Consider the following 16,778-nt stretch of genomic DNA (forward strand, 5'->3'; position numbering starts at 1 on the left):
AATTCCCCTTTTCGCTCAAAATGGCAGCCAAGTCCGGATGCGGTTCGTCGACCATAGGTGCCATCTTCAAGCATCTTTCTTATATGTCTATGCCCGTCAAATGTATCCTGTATAATCATTTGCCGCATAGACATTGTCCTTATTTCATGAACATTTTCAACAAAGGAGAAATGCATATGTCCAGCGGAGCCACGGTTTGGTTAACCGGTCTGTCCGGCGCCGGAAAAACAACGATCTGCCGGCTTGTCGAAGAAAAGCTCGCAGCGGCAGGACTCCCCGTCGAACTGTTGGACGGCGACGTGGTAAGGCGGCAGCTTTGCGCCGATCTTGGCTTCTCGCGCGAAGACCGCTTCCGAAACATCGAGCGGGTGGCCTACGTGGCCAAGCTGCTCACCCGCAACCGGGTGATCGTGCTGGCTTCTTTTATATCCCCTTACCGGTCCATGAGAGACTATGTACGCCAGGAAATTGCCCCTTTTATCGAAGTATATGTAAAATGCTCGTTGGAGGAATGTATCCGCAGGGACGTCAAAGGACTTTACCGGAAAGCGATCAACGGGGAAATTGCTCATTTTACGGGGATTTCCGATCCGTATGAAGAGCCCGGACAGCCCGAGCTTGTCGTCGATACAGAGCAGGAAACCGAAGAAGCAAGCGCAGCCAAAGTCGTGGAGTATTTAATCGCAAGGGGTTATATCGACGCGCGTTTCTGAGTAAACCGTTCCTTCGCTTCGATCTCACTCCCTATCCCCTCTCGATACCTATTTCATGACAAGGCAAGCAGCGATGAAAGGTAACGGAACAGCATCGTCGCCGCAATCCCCGTCACAACCGTGCCCAACAAACTCCGCGTGAAATAAGCTACGGCAAAGGCAGGAACGGCGGACAGCAGGGCGACGGGCTGCGGCGAGAAAGCCCCTTTCGAAACGAGCAGCTCTTGCGCCAGCAAAGCGGACATCACGGCAATCGGGATATGCCCGAGCCAGCGAAGCCCCCAATCCGGCAAACGGATGCGGCTCAGCACAATAAGCGGCAAAATTCTCGGGAGCAGCGTCACGAGCGACGCTCCCAGAAGCATCCATAAAAAGCTCGGCCTTATTTCCATTTTTCAATCCACACTCCTATACTTGCAGCAATCAAGATCGCGATCAGCACGCCTGCGCTTTCGGATATAAAAACACTCCCGGCAATGGCCGTCACCACGGCGCTACATGCAACGAGGAGATCTACGCCGGGCTTCGATCGCTCCATCAGTTGAAGCATGAACAGCCCGATGAACATGGCAGGCAGCGCATAGTCCAGCCCGAATTTTTCCGGGTCGGGAATCCATTGACCGAAAATGCCCCCGGCCACATTGGCGATGAGCCAGTTGAGATAGGCGGTCACATTTAAGCCGTGCATCCACTTCTCGCTGCCCTTGGACTTGCCCGTTAATCGGGAAGCGGCTACACCGAACGTCTCGTCGGTTAACAGGGAGCCGATCCCTGCATTTCTCCATACCGGCAGATGCCGAAAATAAGGCGCCAGCGCAGCGCTCATCAAGAGATGGCGCAAATTGACGAAAAATACGGTAAAAATGATAGCTGTGGCGGGGCTTCCAGCCGCCATCATGCCGGCAGCGATAAACTGCGCCGAACCGGCATAGAGCAGCAAGGACATCAGCGCAATTTCGGCAAGGGACATCCCTGCCGTCTTCTCGACGACGCCGGCTGCGAAGCCGATGCTCAAGTAGCCAAGCACCGTGGGCAGGCAGTCCTTCACGCCTTGAATAAAGCCTTCTTCGTTTCCAGTGTTCCCCGGGTAAGTCGCATGAATAGGCTTTTCGCTCATGGTTCCTCCCGTCCGTCGATCCGTTTTCCGGTCACGACATGAGTCAGGGCCGGGTTATTCCGCCACAGCGCATCCAGCTTCTCCGGACCGAATTGGACCGTGATTTCTTCGAGCATAATGTCGTGCCGGACATATTCCGTCGCCACCAGCACGAGGGCCGGGTCGTACGTCTTGACCGCCCAAGCGGTCGATTCCCCCGAAAAGTTCGCGATCAGCACCTCTTGACCGTCCCGGGCGGCAATCGTCAAACAACCGCCGGTACGCTCCTTCACCACCTCCGGCGTCATGTAGTCATGGTGAAAGGTCGTCCCGATTTGCGTCTCCGGCGCTCCGAACAGAACGGAAAAAACAGAAACACCTTCCCGGAGATGACGCTCCACCGACGCCTTAACCTCGGGAACCTGCGGCTCCCAGACGGAAAGCCACAGCTCCTTCTCCGCTCTGCCGATCAGATCCGCGATTTCGTTCATGACCGATTCGTCGCTGCGAATATGCCAGATCACATCCATTTCCCGCTCTTGCTGAAGCATCGTCAACGATTTCTCCAAATACGCAAAGGATTGGTCGAATTGCTTCCTCAATCGGCCGATCCATTCGTCCGCCGGCACCGGTGCGTATTTTACCGGCTCGGAAGGAACAAGATGAACTGCGCCTTTGTCCATCAGCTTCCCGAGCACCTCGTAAATCATCGACCGGGGCACCCCCGAACGCTTGCTGATTTCGTAGCCGGTTACAGGGTGCGACTTCAGCAGGCCGACGTAAGCCTTGCACTCGTATGGCGAAAAGCCGAGCTTTTGCAGTTCCTTGAATACGTCTTCCATAACTTACCCTCCGAACGATAGTAGTTAGTATACTACCTACTTTAAACGAAAGGGATTCCAATTGTCAAAATGTATCTTGTTTGAGGCCGGTTTTACCTCATAAAATACGAGGTGCTCACATCCACCCGCTGAACGCCTAGAGCAATCTTATTCCTCATCTGATGAAAAATCGGTGTCCGGCGCATCACCGGCGCAAGCATACGCCGCAGTCTGACTAGCCCCGGGGACTTTATGGCGATCAAGTGGGCCTGCATCGCTTGCATGCGCCTCCCTCCGATGCAAAAAAGCCGGATTTCCTAATCTAAAAACAGGAATTCCGACTGTTTTGCGCCCGAACGGGATGCTACTTCACTTCAAAACGCTTCAAGATGTCGTCCAGCAGCAGATTGGCCGCTTTAATGCCGCCCGCCGTGTTCCAGATCGTCTCATTCACCTTGAACACCTTATTATTTTTGGCGACGTTTAAGTTTTTAAATACCGGACTGTCGAACCATTCTTTCGCTTTGTTCGAAACTTCGCTTTTCCCTTTGGATTCGGACACCCAATAGAACAAAATATCGCCATCCATGAGATCCATTTTTTCCTGCGAGATCATTTCGGCAAACTCCGGCTTGTCCTGAGATGCCGGACGAGCGAACCCGATCTGTTCCAGCAGCACGCCGCTGAACGTGTCCTTTTTGTAGATTTGCGTGCCTTTGAACGAAAATTTGACGATGGACACTTTGCTCGCCAATTTCGGTCCAAGCTTGGTTTTGGCGTCGGCTACGCGCTGATCGAACTCCATCAGCGCTTTCTCGCCTTCGGCTTTTCTGTTCAGAGCGTCCGCATAGAACGTGAAATTGATTTTCCAGCGTCCCGAAAGCTCTTCGGAAAATACCGTTGGCGCAATTTTCGTCAATTGGTCGTAAATTTTTTCGTGCCTCACTTTGTTGCCGATAATGATATCGGGGTTGAGCTGGGCAATCGCTTCAAGATTCGGTTGATCCTCGTAGCCGAGCACCGCGACGCCATCCATCTCCGCTTTGATATGATCGTGCCACGGCTCGCCTTCCCACGATTGAATGGCTCCGACCGGCTTAATGCCCAGCGCGAGCACGGCATCCGTCCCCTCGTTCGTCAAGACGACGACGCGCTTCGGCGTTCCCTTGATTTCCGTCTCGCCCATGATGTGCTTGATCTTCCGTACCTCGTCCGCTTTGGCCGCAGGTGCAGCTGAAGAAGCGGCTCCTTTGCTGTCGGTACCGTTAGCTGCGTTCCCGCCCGTTTCCGGCGCTTTCGTTCCGCAGCCTGCAAGGACGATCATCATGAAAAGCAGAAAAAAAGCAGACATTCTAAATCCAAACTGTTTTAACAACTACGCTCTCCCCCAATGTGCTTAATAAATGATGATAATGATTATCATTGTCACGAAAGAAATTACCTGATATTAGCTGTTTTGTCAATACATTTTCGGCTATGCCGGTCTTCCCCACCCGTGCGCACAGGACAAACGCTCACACCTTGCCGGTGAAACCGAATATATTAGGTTTAGCGGAACGACACCGAGAGGAAGTGAGAGCATGCCGAGCGATACGGCGAAAGAATTGTATCTCGAGTTGCTGAAGAAAACGATTTTGTATGAAATATGGCTGGAACACGAACCCGGTGCTACCGTCGAGAACCGCAGGCAAGGCATGGACTGGCCGATGATCGCGCACAGTATGATCGGCAGGCTGCGCATGGACAGTCTGCATCAGCATATGGATTCCGTACTCGCGGAGAACATCGAAGGCGATTTTATCGAGACGGGGGTATGGCGTGGCGGAGCATGTATCTTTATGAGAGGCTTTCTGAAAGCGAACGGCGTGAAGGACCGGCGCGTCTGGGTGACCGACTCGTTCGAAGGCTTGCCTGCCCCGGACGAAGCCCGTTATCCCATCGATAAGGGGTCTATATTCCACGAGCAGGAATTTCTGAAAGTCTCGTTATCCGAAGTGATCAGAAATTTTCAGCGGTACGATCTGCTGGATGATCAGGTGCGCTTCCTGAAAGGCTGGTTCGAAGACACGCTGCCGACGGCGCCGATTGAGAAAATCGCCATTGCCCGGCTCGATGGCGACATGTATTCCTCGACGATGGACAGCTTGATGAACCTGTACCCGAAAGTATCTGTCGGAGGCTATGTCATTATCGACGACTATTCGATCGGTTACTGTTCGGCCGCGGTACACGATTACCGGAAAACGCACAACATCGAGGACCCGCTCATTCCGATCGATACGACCGGCGTATTTTGGCGCAAGTCAAAGCCGTAAACTGAAGAAAAAAATCTCTCCATTGACAAATGGATGCAACCGATTTTACAATAACCTTGTAGAAGATCAACATAAGGGCCATGCATTTTTTAGACCGCTATCGGTTTGAAAAACAACCCCGGTATCTCTTAGGAGACGCCGGGGTTGTTCGCTTTTAAGGGGGTGATCCATCGGAAACCGCACGCAAACAACAAAAATGTAAGCGTTTCATTTTACACAAAACTTAGGAACCAGGAGGCCATCATATTGAAAACTTTGCCGAAACTTCTTGCAGCCGTTCTCGCGATGTCGCTAACCGCCGCCCTGCCCCCGCTTTCACTGCCGGTGTCGGCCTCTCCGGATACGTCCGTGTCCAACAAGCAGAACTTTTCGACGGACGTCATTTACCAGATCGTAACCGACCGGTTTTCCGACGGCAATCCGGGCAACAATCCGACCGGGAACGCGTTCGACAGCACCTGCAGCAGCAATCTGAAGCTGTATTGCGGCGGCGACTGGCAGGGCATTGTTAATAAAATCAACGACGGCTACTTGACCGGCATGGGCATTACCGCGATCTGGATTTCTCAGCCTGTCGAAAATATTTATTCCGTCATCAGCTATTCCGACGCGAACAGCACCGCCTACCACGGCTACTGGGCGCGCGATTTCAAAAAGACGAATCCCGCCTTCGGCAGCATGACCGACTTTCAAAACCTGATCAATGCCGCTCACGCCAAAAACATCAAGGTCATTATCGATTTTGCGCCGAACCATACGTCCCCGGCCATGGAGACGAACGCCGCCTTCGCAGAAAACGGCAAGCTTTACAATAACGGCGCCTTGGTCGGAAGCTATACCGGAGATACGAACCGTTATTTCCACCATAACGGCGGGACGGATTTTTCGACGCTAGAAAACGGGATCTACAAAAACCTGTTCGATCTTGCGGATCTGGACCACAATAACAGCTTCATCGATACGTATTTTAAAGAAGCGATCCGAACCTGGCTGGATCTCGGTATTGACGGCATCCGGGTGGATGCGGTCAAGCATATGCCTTTCGGCTGGCAAAAAAATTGGATGGCTTCCATCTACAACACAAAGCCCGTCTTCACGTTCGGCGAATGGTTTCTGGGCACGAACGAGGTCGATCCGGCGAATCATAATTTTGCCAACGAAAGCGGCATGAGCCTGCTCGACTTCCGGTTCGGGCAAAAAGTGCGGCAAGTGTTCCGCGACAATACGGACTCCATGCTTGGCCTGGACAGCATGGTTACCGGGACGGCAGCAGATTATGCCCAAGTGAACGATCAGGTGACCTTCATCGATAACCATGACATGGACCGTTTCCAGGTACAGGGTGCAAGCAACCGGAAGCTGGAGCAGGCGCTTGCCTTTACGCTGACTTCCCGTGGCGTACCGGCCATTTATTACGGAACCGAGCAATATATGACCGGGAATGGCGATCCGAACAACCGGGCGAAGATGGCTTCCTTCTCGACGGCGACTACCGCCTATAGCGTCGTCAAGAAGCTTGCCCCGCTCCGCAAGTCGAACCCGGCGATCGCTTACGGAACAACGCAGCAGCGGTGGATCAACAACGACGTCTACATCTACGAGCGCAAATTCGGCGGCAGCTCGGCGGTCGTCGCCATCAACCGCAGCCTGACCTCCCCCGCCTCGATCAGCGGGCTCGTTACTTCGCTGCCGTCAGGCACTTACACCGATGCGCTGGGAGGACTGCTTAACGGTGGCGGCCTGACGGTAGGCAGCGGCGGAGCCGCATCCGCGTTCACACTGGCCGCCGGCGGCGTATCGGTCTGGCAATACACGGCTGCGCAAACGGCTCCGGCGATTGGACATGTCGGCCCGATGATGGCGAAAGCCGGCAATACCGTCACCATTGACGGCAGAGGCTTCGGTTCGCCGAAGGGCACGGTCTATTTCGGCACGACAGCCGTTACCGGCGCCAATATCGTCTCTTGGGAGGATACCGAGATCAAAGTCGTCGTACCGGCAGCCACAGCGGGCAAATACGGCATCAAAGTCAGAACGGCCGGCGCGGCGGACAGCAACGTGTACGACAGCTTCAATCTCCTGACCAAGGAGCAGGTCAGCGTTCGCTTCGTGGTGAATAACGCCTCGACGACGCTGGGGGAAAACGTCTATCTGACGGGCAGCGTGAGCGAGCTCGGACAGTGGGAACCGGCCAAAGCGATCGGTCCGCTGTTTAACAAGGTGATGTACGCGTATCCGAACTGGTATTACGATGTCAGCGTTCCAGCGGGAACGGCCATCGAATTTAAATTTCTCAAGAAAAACGGCAGCTCCGTCACCTGGGAAGGCGGATCCAACCATACGTTTACTACGCCTTCCAGCGGTACGGCAACCGTAACGGTGAACTGGCAGCCTTAATGCTCATGCCGATGGATTGCGGCATGCTAAAAAACAGTCCGAGAGAAGCGAATCGGTCTTGAGTTTCCGCCGATGAGATGCTATAGTATAGCTAAAATTAAAGGCAATGCTACCAAGCAAAAGGTACAACCTCGCGTTTTACATCGGGGTTGTGCCTTTTTTTGTTGCCAAGAAGGAGAATGCACTGATGTTATTGGAAGCCATTTACCATCGTCCGAAATCCAACTGGGCCTATGCCTATGATGAGCGCACGATCCATCTGCGCCTGCGTACCAAGCGGGATGACGTCGAACGGGTCGCTTTGATCGTTGGCGACAAATACGCGTGGGACCGCACCGTCGAGGAAATCCCTATGGCCAAATGGATCAGCGACAAGCTGTTCGATTATTGGCACATAGAGGTCCAGCCGCCGCTGCGCCGGATGAAGTACGCCTTCCGGCTGGAAGCGGGCGAAGAAGCCGTCTGGTTGATCGAGACCGGCATTTTGAACGAAGAGCCGAAGGACAGCATCAAAATGTTCGATTTCCCCTTCCTGAATCCAGTGGACGTATTCACGCCTCCAGCTTGGATCAAAGATGCTATTTTTTACCAAATATTCCCTGAACGTTTCGCCAACGGGGATCCAGCCAACGATCCGGAGGGTGTGGAACCGTGGGGCGGCGAGCCGACGCCCAAAAACTATTTCGGCGGCGATCTGCAAGGCGTCATCGACCATCTGGATCACCTGAGCGAGCTTGGCGTCAACGCCATTTATTTTAACCCGGTCTTCAAAGCGACCACCAATCATAAATACGATACCGCGGATTATATGACGGTGGACCCTCACTTCGGCACGAACGAGACGCTGAAGAAGCTGGTCAAGGCTTGTCACGAACGCGGCATCCGCGTGCTGCTGGACGCCGTCTTCAACCATTGCGGGCACACGTTTCCTCCCTTCCTCGACGTCAAGGAAAAGGGAGCGGATTCCCGTTACGCCGGCTGGTTCCACGTGCGGGAGTGGCCTCTCGACGTCAAGGACGGCATTCCGACCTACGATACGTTCGCTTACGAGCCGATCATGCCCAAGCTGAATACCGAGCATCCTAAAGTCAAAGAATACCTGCTGAATGTAGCCAGGTACTGGATCGAAGAAATGGACATCGACGGGTGGCGTCTGGACGTGGCGAATGAGGTCGACCACCGCTTCTGGCGCGAATTCCGCGACGTTGTGAAGAAGGCCAAGCCCGACGCCTACATTCTCGGCGAAATTATGCACGATTCCATGCCATGGCTCATGGGCGACCAGTTCGATGCGGTGATGAACTATCCGCTGACGAATATTATCAACGAGTTTGCCGCCAAGAAGGAACGGGACGGCGCGAGCTTTGCCGACGCCTTGGGCGCCCTCCTGACAAGCTATCCGCAGCAAGCGAACGAGGCCGCCTTCAACCTGCTCGGAAGCCACGATACGGTGCGTCTGCTGACCCTTTGCGATGAAGATAAGCAGCGGATGAAGCTGGCTACGTTGCTTCAATTTACGCTGACCGGCACGCCCTGCGTCTATTACGGCGACGAAATCGGCCTGACCGGAGGCTACGATCCCGGCTGCCGCAAATGCATGGAATGGGACGAGGCGAAGCAGGACCGCGAGCTGTTCGCGTTCTTCCAGCAAGTCATCGCGCTGCGCAAACAATACGAAGCGCTGCGCACGGGCGATCTGACCTTCCTGTTCACGCAGGAAAACGATATGCGCCTTGCCTACGAACGCTCGCTGGGCAGCGACCGCTTGATCGTCGCCGCCAATGCGGGGGCTGAAGCCGATACGCTGGCTCTGCTGGTCGCCGGCCGTCATTGGAGGGACCTCTTGACCGAAGAAGACCTGATCGCAGACAACGGCGAATTGCAACTGCGCTTGCCCGCAAACGGCTTCCGTCTTCTGCTGGCGCAATAATGGACGCCTTCAAAGCCAGTGTCCGCACGAAAAAAGGACAAGCTCCGCAAGTATTTTTATTAAAAGTTAGAGAAAGTACAATATAACCAATATCGATAAGCATTTGAATACAATGTTGGACATTTTATTGGTGATAATAAGAATGGATAGAGGTTTCAGAAGAGATCTGAATCTCTATCCATTTTATCTACTCTTAGATAACTCTTCTACTTTGAGGCTATTTTTAATATACTATCTACTGACAATATCTTTGTTTTTGGAGGGAAGTAGTATGAGAGAATCTGTTGTACAAAGACAATTACAAGCATATAACGATAAAAATATTGACTTATTCATGGGATGTTATAGTGAAGATGTTAAAATATATGATTTTCCTAATACACTTACCATAGAAGGGCAAGAGGCCATGAGAGAGCGCTATCATAAATTGTTCGAATCATACCCTAATATGTTAGCAACTGTTGATAAAAGAATATTTCACGGAAAATATGTAATAGACCATGAAGAAATAACCGGAAGATTAGAAGGTGCCATTATAGAAGCAGTTGCAATGTATGAAATAAAGGATGATCTAATTACAAAGGTTTGGTTTCTTAAAGGTGATTAGTGAAAATTAAAAAAACAAGTGGAGAAGATATATACAATGCTTCTTCTCTATTGCTCCCCTTCGGTTGCTATCCTGCCCATTGAGCAAAGGCTGCCATAATGGCAGCCTTTGCTCTGTTGCACTATCGTACCCGTTAGTTCAATCATACCCTCTATTTCACTCCAATTATTAGGTCTATCTGACGTATAAAATCTTCCGCCAGTTCTAGCTGTCTAGTTGCAAATTCCAAGTCTCCGTGACCTGTAAGGGCAAAATCCAAATTACCTATTGTAGACATTAGTATACGTGCGGTTATAGCAAATCCAAAGGCTTTTAGATCAGTACCATTGTCGATATGGTCCAATATGCATCTAAAGGTTGGCTCCTGAATTCCTCCGAATAATGCAAGATTACCAACAAATGAAGCTAGGTCCCAGTATGCGGGCATCAATGATACATCCTCAAAGTCCGACCAGACCCAACCTTCAGGACTTGGTAATAAGTTTCCTCTATGGGCATCTCCATGACACGGTATTAGTAAACTTGGTTCGAGCCGTATCTGTTCATCTACCCTTAGAAACACATTTAATAGTGTTTGTATACGCTGATCGGAGTGTCTACTCAATCTAACAGCCGATTGACATGTCCGCTCCCAAACACCAAGCACAGGAAGCTCGTCAGCGAAGTCTTTCATTGCTCTTGAAAGTCTGTTTATCAATTCAATGGCTTCACTGGGTGAAGGTGATTCTAATTGTATGGGAGGAACATATTTCCAGAACGTCATCCATGTACCGCCAACATCGTACGGTCCTGCATTAGTCAGGTCAGTAGGTAATAACACGGGGACTTTCTTGGATTGGAGGTGACGTGCAACCCGCAACTCTCGATCAAGTATCTTGTATGCGTTCTCTGCATCTTCTTTTGAAATGACAGTGGCTATTCGGGACACAATCGGATGGGGAGCCAAGTGAATGATCAGGTTCCCACCATTACTAAGCTCAATAGGTGTAATGTTAGTTAATCCAGCTTTCTCTGCTATTAATAACACTTGTGAAATAAGTTTGCCTTTCTCCGACACTACAGCAGCTCCTTGATTAAGATATAAAAATATCTTAGCACCATAGCTGTATTCCTCATAGGTACAAAACCTTTAATAATCAACTATCCTGCCCGTTACTTCAATAACATCAAAGAAGAGCTGCCCTCGCGGCAGCTCCATACTATCGTGCCGTTAGTGCAAACCTCCCTTTACTTCAATGAAAACAGGATCAACTGCTATAGGAATGTACCCGTAAGCTACAAGACCTACAAGTAGTCTAGATTCCTACTTCCCCATAATATTTCAAAAAAACGTGGAGAGCATTTTCACCTTCAATTCAGGCAGGGGGAAATTCTCCGGATAAGTGGCATACATAAGCATCATGCCATGAAGGGCAGTCGAGAAGTGGAGCGACTGCAAATGGGGATTGGGAACCCCCATTTTGCGAAAGATATCAACCTGGTGTTTGGATTGGCGAGTCATTTCATCTTTAAGCAATTGACTATATGTGGATACGACCTCGTCTGCTTCTGGATGTGTTTGAATGTGCAAGTAAAAACGATATACACTCGGCCGCTCTTGAACATTATGAAGCGCATGTTCGGCGATATACATCAGTTGTTCGACTGGAGTTGGTTTCGTGGCCGCTTCCTTCATGACTTGAACGATTTCTTCTATACGGCTCAGAATTAATTCCCTTAAAAGATCGGCCTTTCCGGAAAAATAATTGTACAAAAGGCCTTTAGAAATCCCAGCACGCCTAGCCACATCATCAATGGATGCTGCATGATAGCCTTTTTCGATAAAAACTTCAATTGCTGCCCTGGATATGTTTTCCTTGGCCATTTGCCGAATTCGTTCGTTCTCCTCGCGTGTTCGCGGCATCATAAACACTCCCCGACAATTTTCGATTTCGTTAACATCATGGTAACGAACACTGAATGGTTAGTCAACTTAATTATTGACTGACCGTACATTCAATGATAAATTGAACTTATCAAATATGTGGAGGGATAACAATGGATTTATTTTATGAAATACATGGCGAGGGCCAGCCTCTTGTCATGCTCCATGGAGGCGGAACCGATATGCGGGATTGGACTTTACTTGCTCCTCTCCTTTCCAGACATTTCAAAGTCGTTACCGTTGACGCTCGCGGGTGCGGAAAGTCTCCTGCTCCGACGGAGCCCTCCAATTATATCGAAGATGTGCTTTCTCTTCTGAACCACTTGAACATCGAACAGGTTACACTCGTAGGAAATTCTATCGGTGGACAGATCGCAACTGAATTTTCGCTGTCCTACCCAGAACGTGTGCAAAATCTTATTTTACTCTCACCAGCACTGTCAGGATTTGTTCACTCTACGGATTTAATAGAGGTGCTCCAACGAGTGCAAGCCGCCGTACCCGATGTTGTTAAAATGACGGAGCTTACGCTCGCCTCCCCATTTTACACCATCTCCAATAAAAGCCCGCAACGCGGTCTCATGGTGGAGATGACGGAGCATAACATCAAAAAGATGTTCGAGTGGGCTACACCAAAATCGATTTGGCCGAAGCCTCCTGCCATTGAACGATTGGACCAACTACAGGTAAGAACGCTATTCATCCTAGGAACACACGACTTTGCTGACTGTTTCCGGATAGCCGACCATTTTCGCGCGGTTCCTAACATTCATTTTGTTGAAATCCAAGGGGGAGACCATAAGATCAACCTTACTCATTCGGAAGAGGTGTATAAGAATATAGTTACGTTTTTGGAAGCCTAAACTTTTAATGATCAACGTTGACTAAGAGCAAAGTTAAGGCTTGATTAAGGAATGCTGCCCGTTACTTCAACGAATCCAGGGAGCAGCTGCCGCTAGGCGACCTGCTCCCAAAATCGTACCCGTCATTTAATCAATCGTCGCAATTAATGACTAATCCAGACTTTTAAGTTTCAAAATTAATTCGAGTTAGAGTAACTACATAGTCTTCTGCTAGATTATCTCTCCATAATTTTTCTACATCTGATGGACCAATATTGATCCCCAAGAATGAAGGGTCCAAGAATATTTCTTGCTTATTTTGAAGTATTATTTTCAATGCATCACATAATATTTCGTTAAGATTATCTACTTGTAAGTTATAAAACTCGATTTCTGCAACTTTATTATCTATTAATGGATTATTAAATATTATATTGCTGATTCTTGATTTTGCTGGGATAACATCTTCCAGATCAATTTCTAATTGGACTGATATAGCTTGAGAAATTGATAACTTCGAATATTGCTCAACTGATTCTATCTTTAAAAGTTGACCATTAAATTCGAAAAATAGGTATCTCATAAGAGCCGTAAATTCAGTGACGCCTGTATCATCTGTATCTACGAAACCAGTTAAATAAATTTCATCTATAAAGCTATACTTAATTATATCGAGGATTTCTTTCAAGACATAACCTCCATTTGGAATCGCTCACATCACACCAAGATACCATAATCCGTTCCCTTTTTTTAACTAACGTATCCGTTAGCTCAATGATCTGAAGAAATTGTTTCACTCAAGCTATTCCTCATAAATCTCTACGCACTTTTAAACCCAATTTGACGCCGAAATTAGGCATTCACCCTGCCTAGGGCGAATATCTTAAGGGGAAGTACATTTTTTAAAAATGAGGCGATACACTTGGGATACTTCGTTACTGTGGAACCGGGCGTAAAAGTATTTATAGAGGATATCAATCCGAAGGGAAATAAAACGATACTTTTTATTCATGGATGGCCGCTAAACCATAACCAGTTCGAATATCAGTTCAATTTCCTTCCTAAGCTCGGATATCGTTGTATCGGAATGGACTGGAGAGGATACGGCAATTCGGATAAACCATTCGACGGCTACGGTTTCGACAGATTAGCAGATGATCTCCGTATGGTTATCGAAGCGTTACAGCTAAAAAACATAACACTGGCAGGACACTCTACCGGAGGCGCGATCTCGATTCGTTATATGGCTCGCTACAAAGGGTACGGGGTATCTAAACTCGTCCTGATCGACGCTGCGTCTCCATCAAGCGTTCCAAAAGAATTTACGAATAAAATCATCGAAGAAACAAACAATGACCGTCCGAAAATGCTGCAAGACCAAACGGGGATTTTTTTCTTTCAGTACATTTCCGAACCGAAATCCGAATGGTTCTTTCTAATGGGTTTACAAGCTGCGAATTGGTCAACTTCCGCCATTATGGTCACGCTAAGAGACGAAAATGTTTACAACGATCTTGGACAGATCGATGTGCCCACATTAATTATTCATGGAATTCATGATAAAGTCGTTCCGTTTACCCAAGCTCAGGAAACAAATAAGCTGATTAAAAATTCGCGATTAGTTCCATTCCAATACAGCAGCCATTGCCCTTTTTTGGAGGAGCGCGATAGATTCAACCAACTATTATCTTCTTTTGCATAACGCATCGGATTAGGCCGCACCATCGCTCCCCATAAATATAATCCGATAATGCCCGATGATTGAGTAAATCTGCCCGAGTATTTGAAGCTGGGAACGCCCGTTGCAAGTCACTGCTTACGACACGATGTAATTGAAAACTGCTTTGATTTTCCTTAAGATAAGAACCTAGTTTTTCTGATTGCCTATATCCTTCAACTATAAGTCCTCGTTGACTCCAGCCACCACGAAATCCTTCCTCGTCTATACCATGTCTTATAAAATAGATAGCCATTATTCCCTCCTGAGTTTTACGGAAAATGTTAGTTCTGTTTTTCCATTGCAATTCGAACACTAATAACATTAACACATATTGGAAGTAACCTGCCCTTTAGTTGAGCGGCGGTTCAATAAAACAACCGCCGCTGCAATTTAAAAGTAACGACGATAGAGTTCTCGTCGACACTCCCCACGTAATTGAGCATATATCTGGGTCGTCGATGCTTTTTCATGGCCTAACATGCCTTGGATAAAGTCTAATGGTGCTCCGTTATCCAGCAGCTGACATGCATAGGTATGGCGAAACCGATGAGGATAAACATTAACCCCAATCTTTCCCCGATTCGCGAGCCTTTTTGATTCCCACCTAATGGTGGGGATGGCCATCCTACGTGTAGGATGTTTGTCTGTCACAAACAAAGCTTTGCAGGAGTCTTGTCGATTTACTAGGTATTTTTTCAACCATACCTTACACTCGGTCGTGAAATAAACTTCTCTCTGTTTGGAACCTTTACCATTAACAATAGCAGAGCAGTTTTCCCAATTCAGATCCTCAATGTTTATTTTCTGAACTTCACCAACCCGGCAACCAGTACTGTAAAGGAATTCAAGAATTGCTCGTTCCCGTAGCGATAAACACGATATTTTCAAGTTTATCACGTCTTCCTCAATTAAAAACTTTGGGATTCGCTTATCCATCTTGGGTTCTCTTAATTTTAATGAAGGATTTGAAGTTAAGTACGTTTCTTCGTATGCGAAACGAAAAAGGGAACGAATAAAACGGATGCGGTGTCCTAAACTACTAGGTTTCAATCTGTCGGATTGTTTCGCTAAGTATTCTTTGAGCAACTGCAATGTGACATCATGCGGTAGTGGATTTACATGGTGGAGGCGAAGGGAGTTGAACCCCTGTCCGAAGATCACGCCACAAACATGAAATAACTCCCAGATAAAGTTAACTATCCGATAACAAATAGTTTGTATACTTTTCATATAGCATCACGCCATACATTATAGAAAGGAAGACTAAACTATGGGTATTCATACGTATTTCCAATCGTTAACCGATTTAGAAAGAATTATCCGTTGCCCAGGCAGATTCAAATTTCAGGAGCACAGTGTATCCGCTCATTCCTGGAAGGTAGTTCAATATGCCAAAACGTTGGCTGATATAGAAGAAAGTAATGGAGTTGTTGTTGATTGGAAAAAGCTTTATGAAATAACAAGCAGCCATGATTACGGTGAGATTTTTATTGGAGATATTAAAACACCTGTGAAGCATTATTCACTAGAACTTCGAGCCATGCTGCAACAAGTAGAAGAAGGCATGGTTGCCCATTTCATTGACGAGCATATTCCAGAAGAATTCCAGCATATATTTCGCAGTCAACTGCGGGAAGGCAAAGACGATTCAGTAGAAGGAAAAATATTGGAAGTCGCTGATAAACTCGATCAGATTTATGAGGCCTTTACTGAGTTACAACTAGGGAATACAGATAAAGAATTCATTCTGATGTATCGAAATGCTCTAATAAAAATTAAAGGGATTCAACTCCATTGTGTTGACTATTTCCTTCAACATATTTTGCCTGATATCGTTATTGCAGGATCAAAATCTTCAATCGATTTTGAACAGATTACGAAGGATGCATTAGCTTCATAATATCTACAACTCTTTTCCCCTTCCACCTCTAGTTAATATCTCAAATTTGTATCTCCTCTATCCGTTCAAAAAAACAGTGCCAAAATCCATACACTGATAAATCCTTGGCAGTACATGTCCATTTCTGCCCCTTTGAAGACTTTTCCTTCTTTTTCGTGTTGCAAAAAAGACACCATCTATGGACTGTTGACAAATTGCTCTAGCATTGAATCGTATCGAGGTCTATGGGAGAAAATAAATAATTGAATGATAAATGAAGCGAGGGAACTTGGAGTCCTTCGCTTTTTTTTAATCTATATCCCCGAGATCTGAAACCAGCATCTTTAGCTGCAAGCCATAGGCTTTCAATGTATTTGGACTAAACCCTTGGATTCGATTGTCCGCTTCATAATGGTACCAAATTTCGCTTAATTTCATAATAAAACCTCCTATTGGAGCAATTAATTCTAGTTTGCTTCTAATAGAAGGTTTAAGACTGATTGATTCAACTAGCGTGCCCGTTAGTTGAATGTT

19 protein-coding genes are annotated in these 16,778 nt (G+C 47.9%); 8 read left to right on the forward strand and 11 right to left on the reverse strand.

The features are described from left to right. Positions 1 to 176: 176 nt before the first annotated feature. Positions 177 to 713 (forward strand): adenylyl-sulfate kinase, encoded by a 537-nt coding sequence (gene cysC / locus ET33_RS10465; RefSeq protein ID WP_152570617.1) that lies wholly within the window; start codon positions 177 to 179, stop codon positions 711 to 713. A 53-nt stretch (positions 714 to 766) separates the two neighbouring features. Here the strand turns inward: cysC and ET33_RS10470 are convergent, their stop codons facing one another. The 5 genes from ET33_RS10470 to ET33_RS10485 all read right to left on the reverse strand — a co-directional run bounded on the left by ET33_RS10470 (position 767) and on the right by ET33_RS10485 (position 3,981). Then, complete coding sequence (locus ET33_RS10470; RefSeq protein ID WP_036680399.1) at positions 767 to 1,105, reverse strand: AzlD domain-containing protein; 339 nt, start codon at positions 1,103 to 1,105, stop codon at positions 767 to 769. Then, on the reverse strand, positions 1,096 to 1,830 hold the full coding sequence (locus ET33_RS10475) for an AzlC family ABC transporter permease (protein ID WP_051775242.1): 735 nt from the start codon (positions 1,828 to 1,830) through the stop codon (positions 1,096 to 1,098). The genes ET33_RS10470 and ET33_RS10475 overlap by 10 nt, the downstream gene beginning before the upstream one ends. Further along, entirely contained in the window at positions 1,827 to 2,651 is an 825-nt protein-coding gene (locus ET33_RS10480) for a TrmB family transcriptional regulator (protein WP_036680402.1), read from the reverse strand. Before ET33_RS10480 ends, ET33_RS10475 begins: the two co-directional genes overlap by 4 nt. Positions 2,652 to 2,743: 92 nt before the next feature. Continuing rightward, the gene (locus ET33_RS38390; RefSeq protein ID WP_200879199.1) at positions 2,744 to 2,914 is read right to left on the reverse strand and encodes a hypothetical protein; all 171 of its coding nucleotides are present in this window, start codon (positions 2,912 to 2,914) and stop codon (positions 2,744 to 2,746) included. Between the two features lie 80 nt (positions 2,915 to 2,994). After that, positions 2,995 to 3,981, reverse strand: coding sequence for an ABC transporter substrate-binding protein (locus tag ET33_RS10485; protein WP_051775243.1), 987 nt, complete (start codon positions 3,979 to 3,981; stop codon positions 2,995 to 2,997). Positions 3,982 to 4,210: 229 nt separating this feature from the next. On the opposite strand from ET33_RS10485, the gene ET33_RS10490 reads away from it, so the two are divergent. The 4 genes from ET33_RS10490 (at position 4,211) to ET33_RS10505 (ending at position 9,879) form a co-directional block, all read left to right on the forward strand. After that, the gene (locus tag ET33_RS10490; RefSeq protein WP_036680408.1) at positions 4,211 to 4,945 is read left to right on the forward strand and encodes a TylF/MycF family methyltransferase; all 735 of its coding nucleotides are present in this window, start codon (positions 4,211 to 4,213) and stop codon (positions 4,943 to 4,945) included. A gap of 246 nt (positions 4,946 to 5,191) precedes the next feature. Beyond that, positions 5,192 to 7,342 (forward strand): alpha-amylase family glycosyl hydrolase, encoded by a 2,151-nt coding sequence (locus ET33_RS10495; protein WP_036680411.1) that lies wholly within the window; start codon positions 5,192 to 5,194, stop codon positions 7,340 to 7,342. Between the two features lie 187 nt (positions 7,343 to 7,529). After that, a complete protein-coding gene (locus tag ET33_RS10500) occupies positions 7,530 to 9,272 on the forward strand; it encodes an alpha-glycosidase (RefSeq protein WP_036680413.1) in 1,743 nt (580 codons plus the stop codon). Between the two features lie 271 nt (positions 9,273 to 9,543). Beyond that, positions 9,544 to 9,879, forward strand: a complete 336-nt coding sequence (locus tag ET33_RS10505) for a nuclear transport factor 2 family protein (protein ID WP_036680416.1) — start codon at positions 9,544 to 9,546, stop codon at positions 9,877 to 9,879. Positions 9,880 to 10,030: 151 nt separating this feature from the next. Here ET33_RS10505 and ET33_RS10510 read toward each other — a convergent pair whose 3' ends face one another. Together ET33_RS10510 and ET33_RS10515 are read right to left on the reverse strand one after the other, a co-directional pair. Next, positions 10,031 to 10,936, reverse strand: coding sequence for an aminoglycoside phosphotransferase family protein (locus tag ET33_RS10510; RefSeq protein ID WP_036680419.1), 906 nt, complete (start codon positions 10,934 to 10,936; stop codon positions 10,031 to 10,033). 264 nt (positions 10,937 to 11,200) lie between these two features. Continuing rightward, on the reverse strand, positions 11,201 to 11,782 hold the full coding sequence (locus tag ET33_RS10515) for a TetR/AcrR family transcriptional regulator (RefSeq protein ID WP_036680422.1): 582 nt from the start codon (positions 11,780 to 11,782) through the stop codon (positions 11,201 to 11,203). Between the two features lie 134 nt (positions 11,783 to 11,916). On the opposite strand from ET33_RS10515, the gene ET33_RS10520 reads away from it, so the two are divergent. Then, the gene (locus tag ET33_RS10520; protein WP_036680426.1) at positions 11,917 to 12,666 is read left to right on the forward strand and encodes an alpha/beta fold hydrolase; all 750 of its coding nucleotides are present in this window, start codon (positions 11,917 to 11,919) and stop codon (positions 12,664 to 12,666) included. Positions 12,667 to 12,829: 163 nt separating this feature from the next. Here ET33_RS10520 and ET33_RS10525 read toward each other — a convergent pair whose 3' ends face one another. Then, the gene (locus ET33_RS10525) at positions 12,830 to 13,333 is read right to left on the reverse strand and encodes a hypothetical protein (protein WP_036680430.1); all 504 of its coding nucleotides are present in this window, start codon (positions 13,331 to 13,333) and stop codon (positions 12,830 to 12,832) included. Positions 13,334 to 13,567: 234 nt separating this feature from the next. On the opposite strand from ET33_RS10525, the gene ET33_RS10530 reads away from it, so the two are divergent. Then, positions 13,568 to 14,347, forward strand: a complete 780-nt coding sequence (locus ET33_RS10530; RefSeq protein ID WP_036680434.1) for an alpha/beta fold hydrolase — start codon at positions 13,568 to 13,570, stop codon at positions 14,345 to 14,347. Here the strand turns inward: ET33_RS10530 and ET33_RS37385 are convergent. Further along, the gene (locus ET33_RS37385; protein WP_327204056.1) at positions 14,319 to 14,687 is read right to left on the reverse strand and encodes a phosphoglycerate mutase family protein; all 369 of its coding nucleotides are present in this window, start codon (positions 14,685 to 14,687) and stop codon (positions 14,319 to 14,321) included. The genes ET33_RS10530 and ET33_RS37385 overlap by 29 nt on opposite strands. 68 nt (positions 14,688 to 14,755) lie before the next feature. Further along, complete coding sequence (locus ET33_RS10535) at positions 14,756 to 15,301, reverse strand: tyrosine-type recombinase/integrase (protein WP_235206685.1); 546 nt, start codon at positions 15,299 to 15,301, stop codon at positions 14,756 to 14,758. A gap of 334 nt (positions 15,302 to 15,635) precedes the next feature. On the opposite strand from ET33_RS10535, the gene ET33_RS10540 reads away from it, so the two are divergent. Next, complete coding sequence (locus ET33_RS10540; protein WP_036680442.1) at positions 15,636 to 16,265, forward strand: YfbR-like 5'-deoxynucleotidase; 630 nt, start codon at positions 15,636 to 15,638, stop codon at positions 16,263 to 16,265. A 288-nt stretch (positions 16,266 to 16,553) separates the two neighbouring features. On the opposite strand, the gene ET33_RS40255 is transcribed toward ET33_RS10540, so the two are convergent. After that, positions 16,554 to 16,682 (reverse strand): hypothetical protein, encoded by a 129-nt coding sequence (locus tag ET33_RS40255; RefSeq protein WP_036680924.1) that lies wholly within the window; start codon positions 16,680 to 16,682, stop codon positions 16,554 to 16,556. Positions 16,683 to 16,778: the final 96 nt, after the last annotated feature.

Origin of the sequence: Paenibacillus tyrphae (assembly GCF_000722545.1) — a bacterium.
GTDB lineage: Bacteria > Bacillota > Bacilli > Paenibacillales > NBRC-103111 > Paenibacillus_G > Paenibacillus_G tyrfis.

What these genes read in the sequence shown, in the direction of transcription:
- ET33_RS10485 (WP_051775243.1), bottom strand. Translation starts at nt 3,981, where the DNA reads ATGTCTGCTTTTTTTCTGCTTTTCATGATGATCGTCCTTGCAGGCTGC.
- ET33_RS10535 (WP_235206685.1), bottom strand. Translation starts at nt 15,301, where the DNA reads ATGGATAAGCGAATCCCAAAGTTTTTAATTGAGGAAGACGTGATAAAC.
- ET33_RS10500 (WP_036680413.1), top strand. Translation starts at nt 7,530, where the DNA reads ATGTTATTGGAAGCCATTTACCATCGTCCGAAATCCAACTGGGCCTAT.
- ET33_RS40255 (WP_036680924.1), bottom strand. Translation starts at nt 16,682, where the DNA reads ATGAAATTAAGCGAAATTTGGTACCATTATGAAGCGGACAATCGAATC.
- ET33_RS37385 (WP_327204056.1), bottom strand. Translation starts at nt 14,687, where the DNA reads ATGTTATTAGTGTTCGAATTGCAATGGAAAAACAGAACTAACATTTTC.
- cysC (WP_152570617.1), top strand. Translation starts at nt 177, where the DNA reads ATGTCCAGCGGAGCCACGGTTTGGTTAACCGGTCTGTCCGGCGCCGGA.
- ET33_RS10520 (WP_036680426.1), top strand. Translation starts at nt 11,917, where the DNA reads ATGGATTTATTTTATGAAATACATGGCGAGGGCCAGCCTCTTGTCATG.
- ET33_RS10480 (WP_036680402.1), bottom strand. Translation starts at nt 2,651, where the DNA reads ATGGAAGACGTATTCAAGGAACTGCAAAAGCTCGGCTTTTCGCCATAC.
- ET33_RS10515 (WP_036680422.1), bottom strand. Translation starts at nt 11,782, where the DNA reads ATGCCGCGAACACGCGAGGAGAACGAACGAATTCGGCAAATGGCCAAG.
- ET33_RS10470 (WP_036680399.1), bottom strand. Translation starts at nt 1,105, where the DNA reads ATGGAAATAAGGCCGAGCTTTTTATGGATGCTTCTGGGAGCGTCGCTC.
- ET33_RS10490 (WP_036680408.1), top strand. Translation starts at nt 4,211, where the DNA reads ATGCCGAGCGATACGGCGAAAGAATTGTATCTCGAGTTGCTGAAGAAA.
- ET33_RS10540 (WP_036680442.1), top strand. Translation starts at nt 15,636, where the DNA reads ATGGGTATTCATACGTATTTCCAATCGTTAACCGATTTAGAAAGAATT.
- ET33_RS10475 (WP_051775242.1), bottom strand. Translation starts at nt 1,830, where the DNA reads ATGAGCGAAAAGCCTATTCATGCGACTTACCCGGGGAACACTGGAAAC.
- ET33_RS10505 (WP_036680416.1), top strand. Translation starts at nt 9,544, where the DNA reads ATGAGAGAATCTGTTGTACAAAGACAATTACAAGCATATAACGATAAA.
- ET33_RS38390 (WP_200879199.1), bottom strand. Translation starts at nt 2,914, where the DNA reads ATGCAAGCGATGCAGGCCCACTTGATCGCCATAAAGTCCCCGGGGCTA.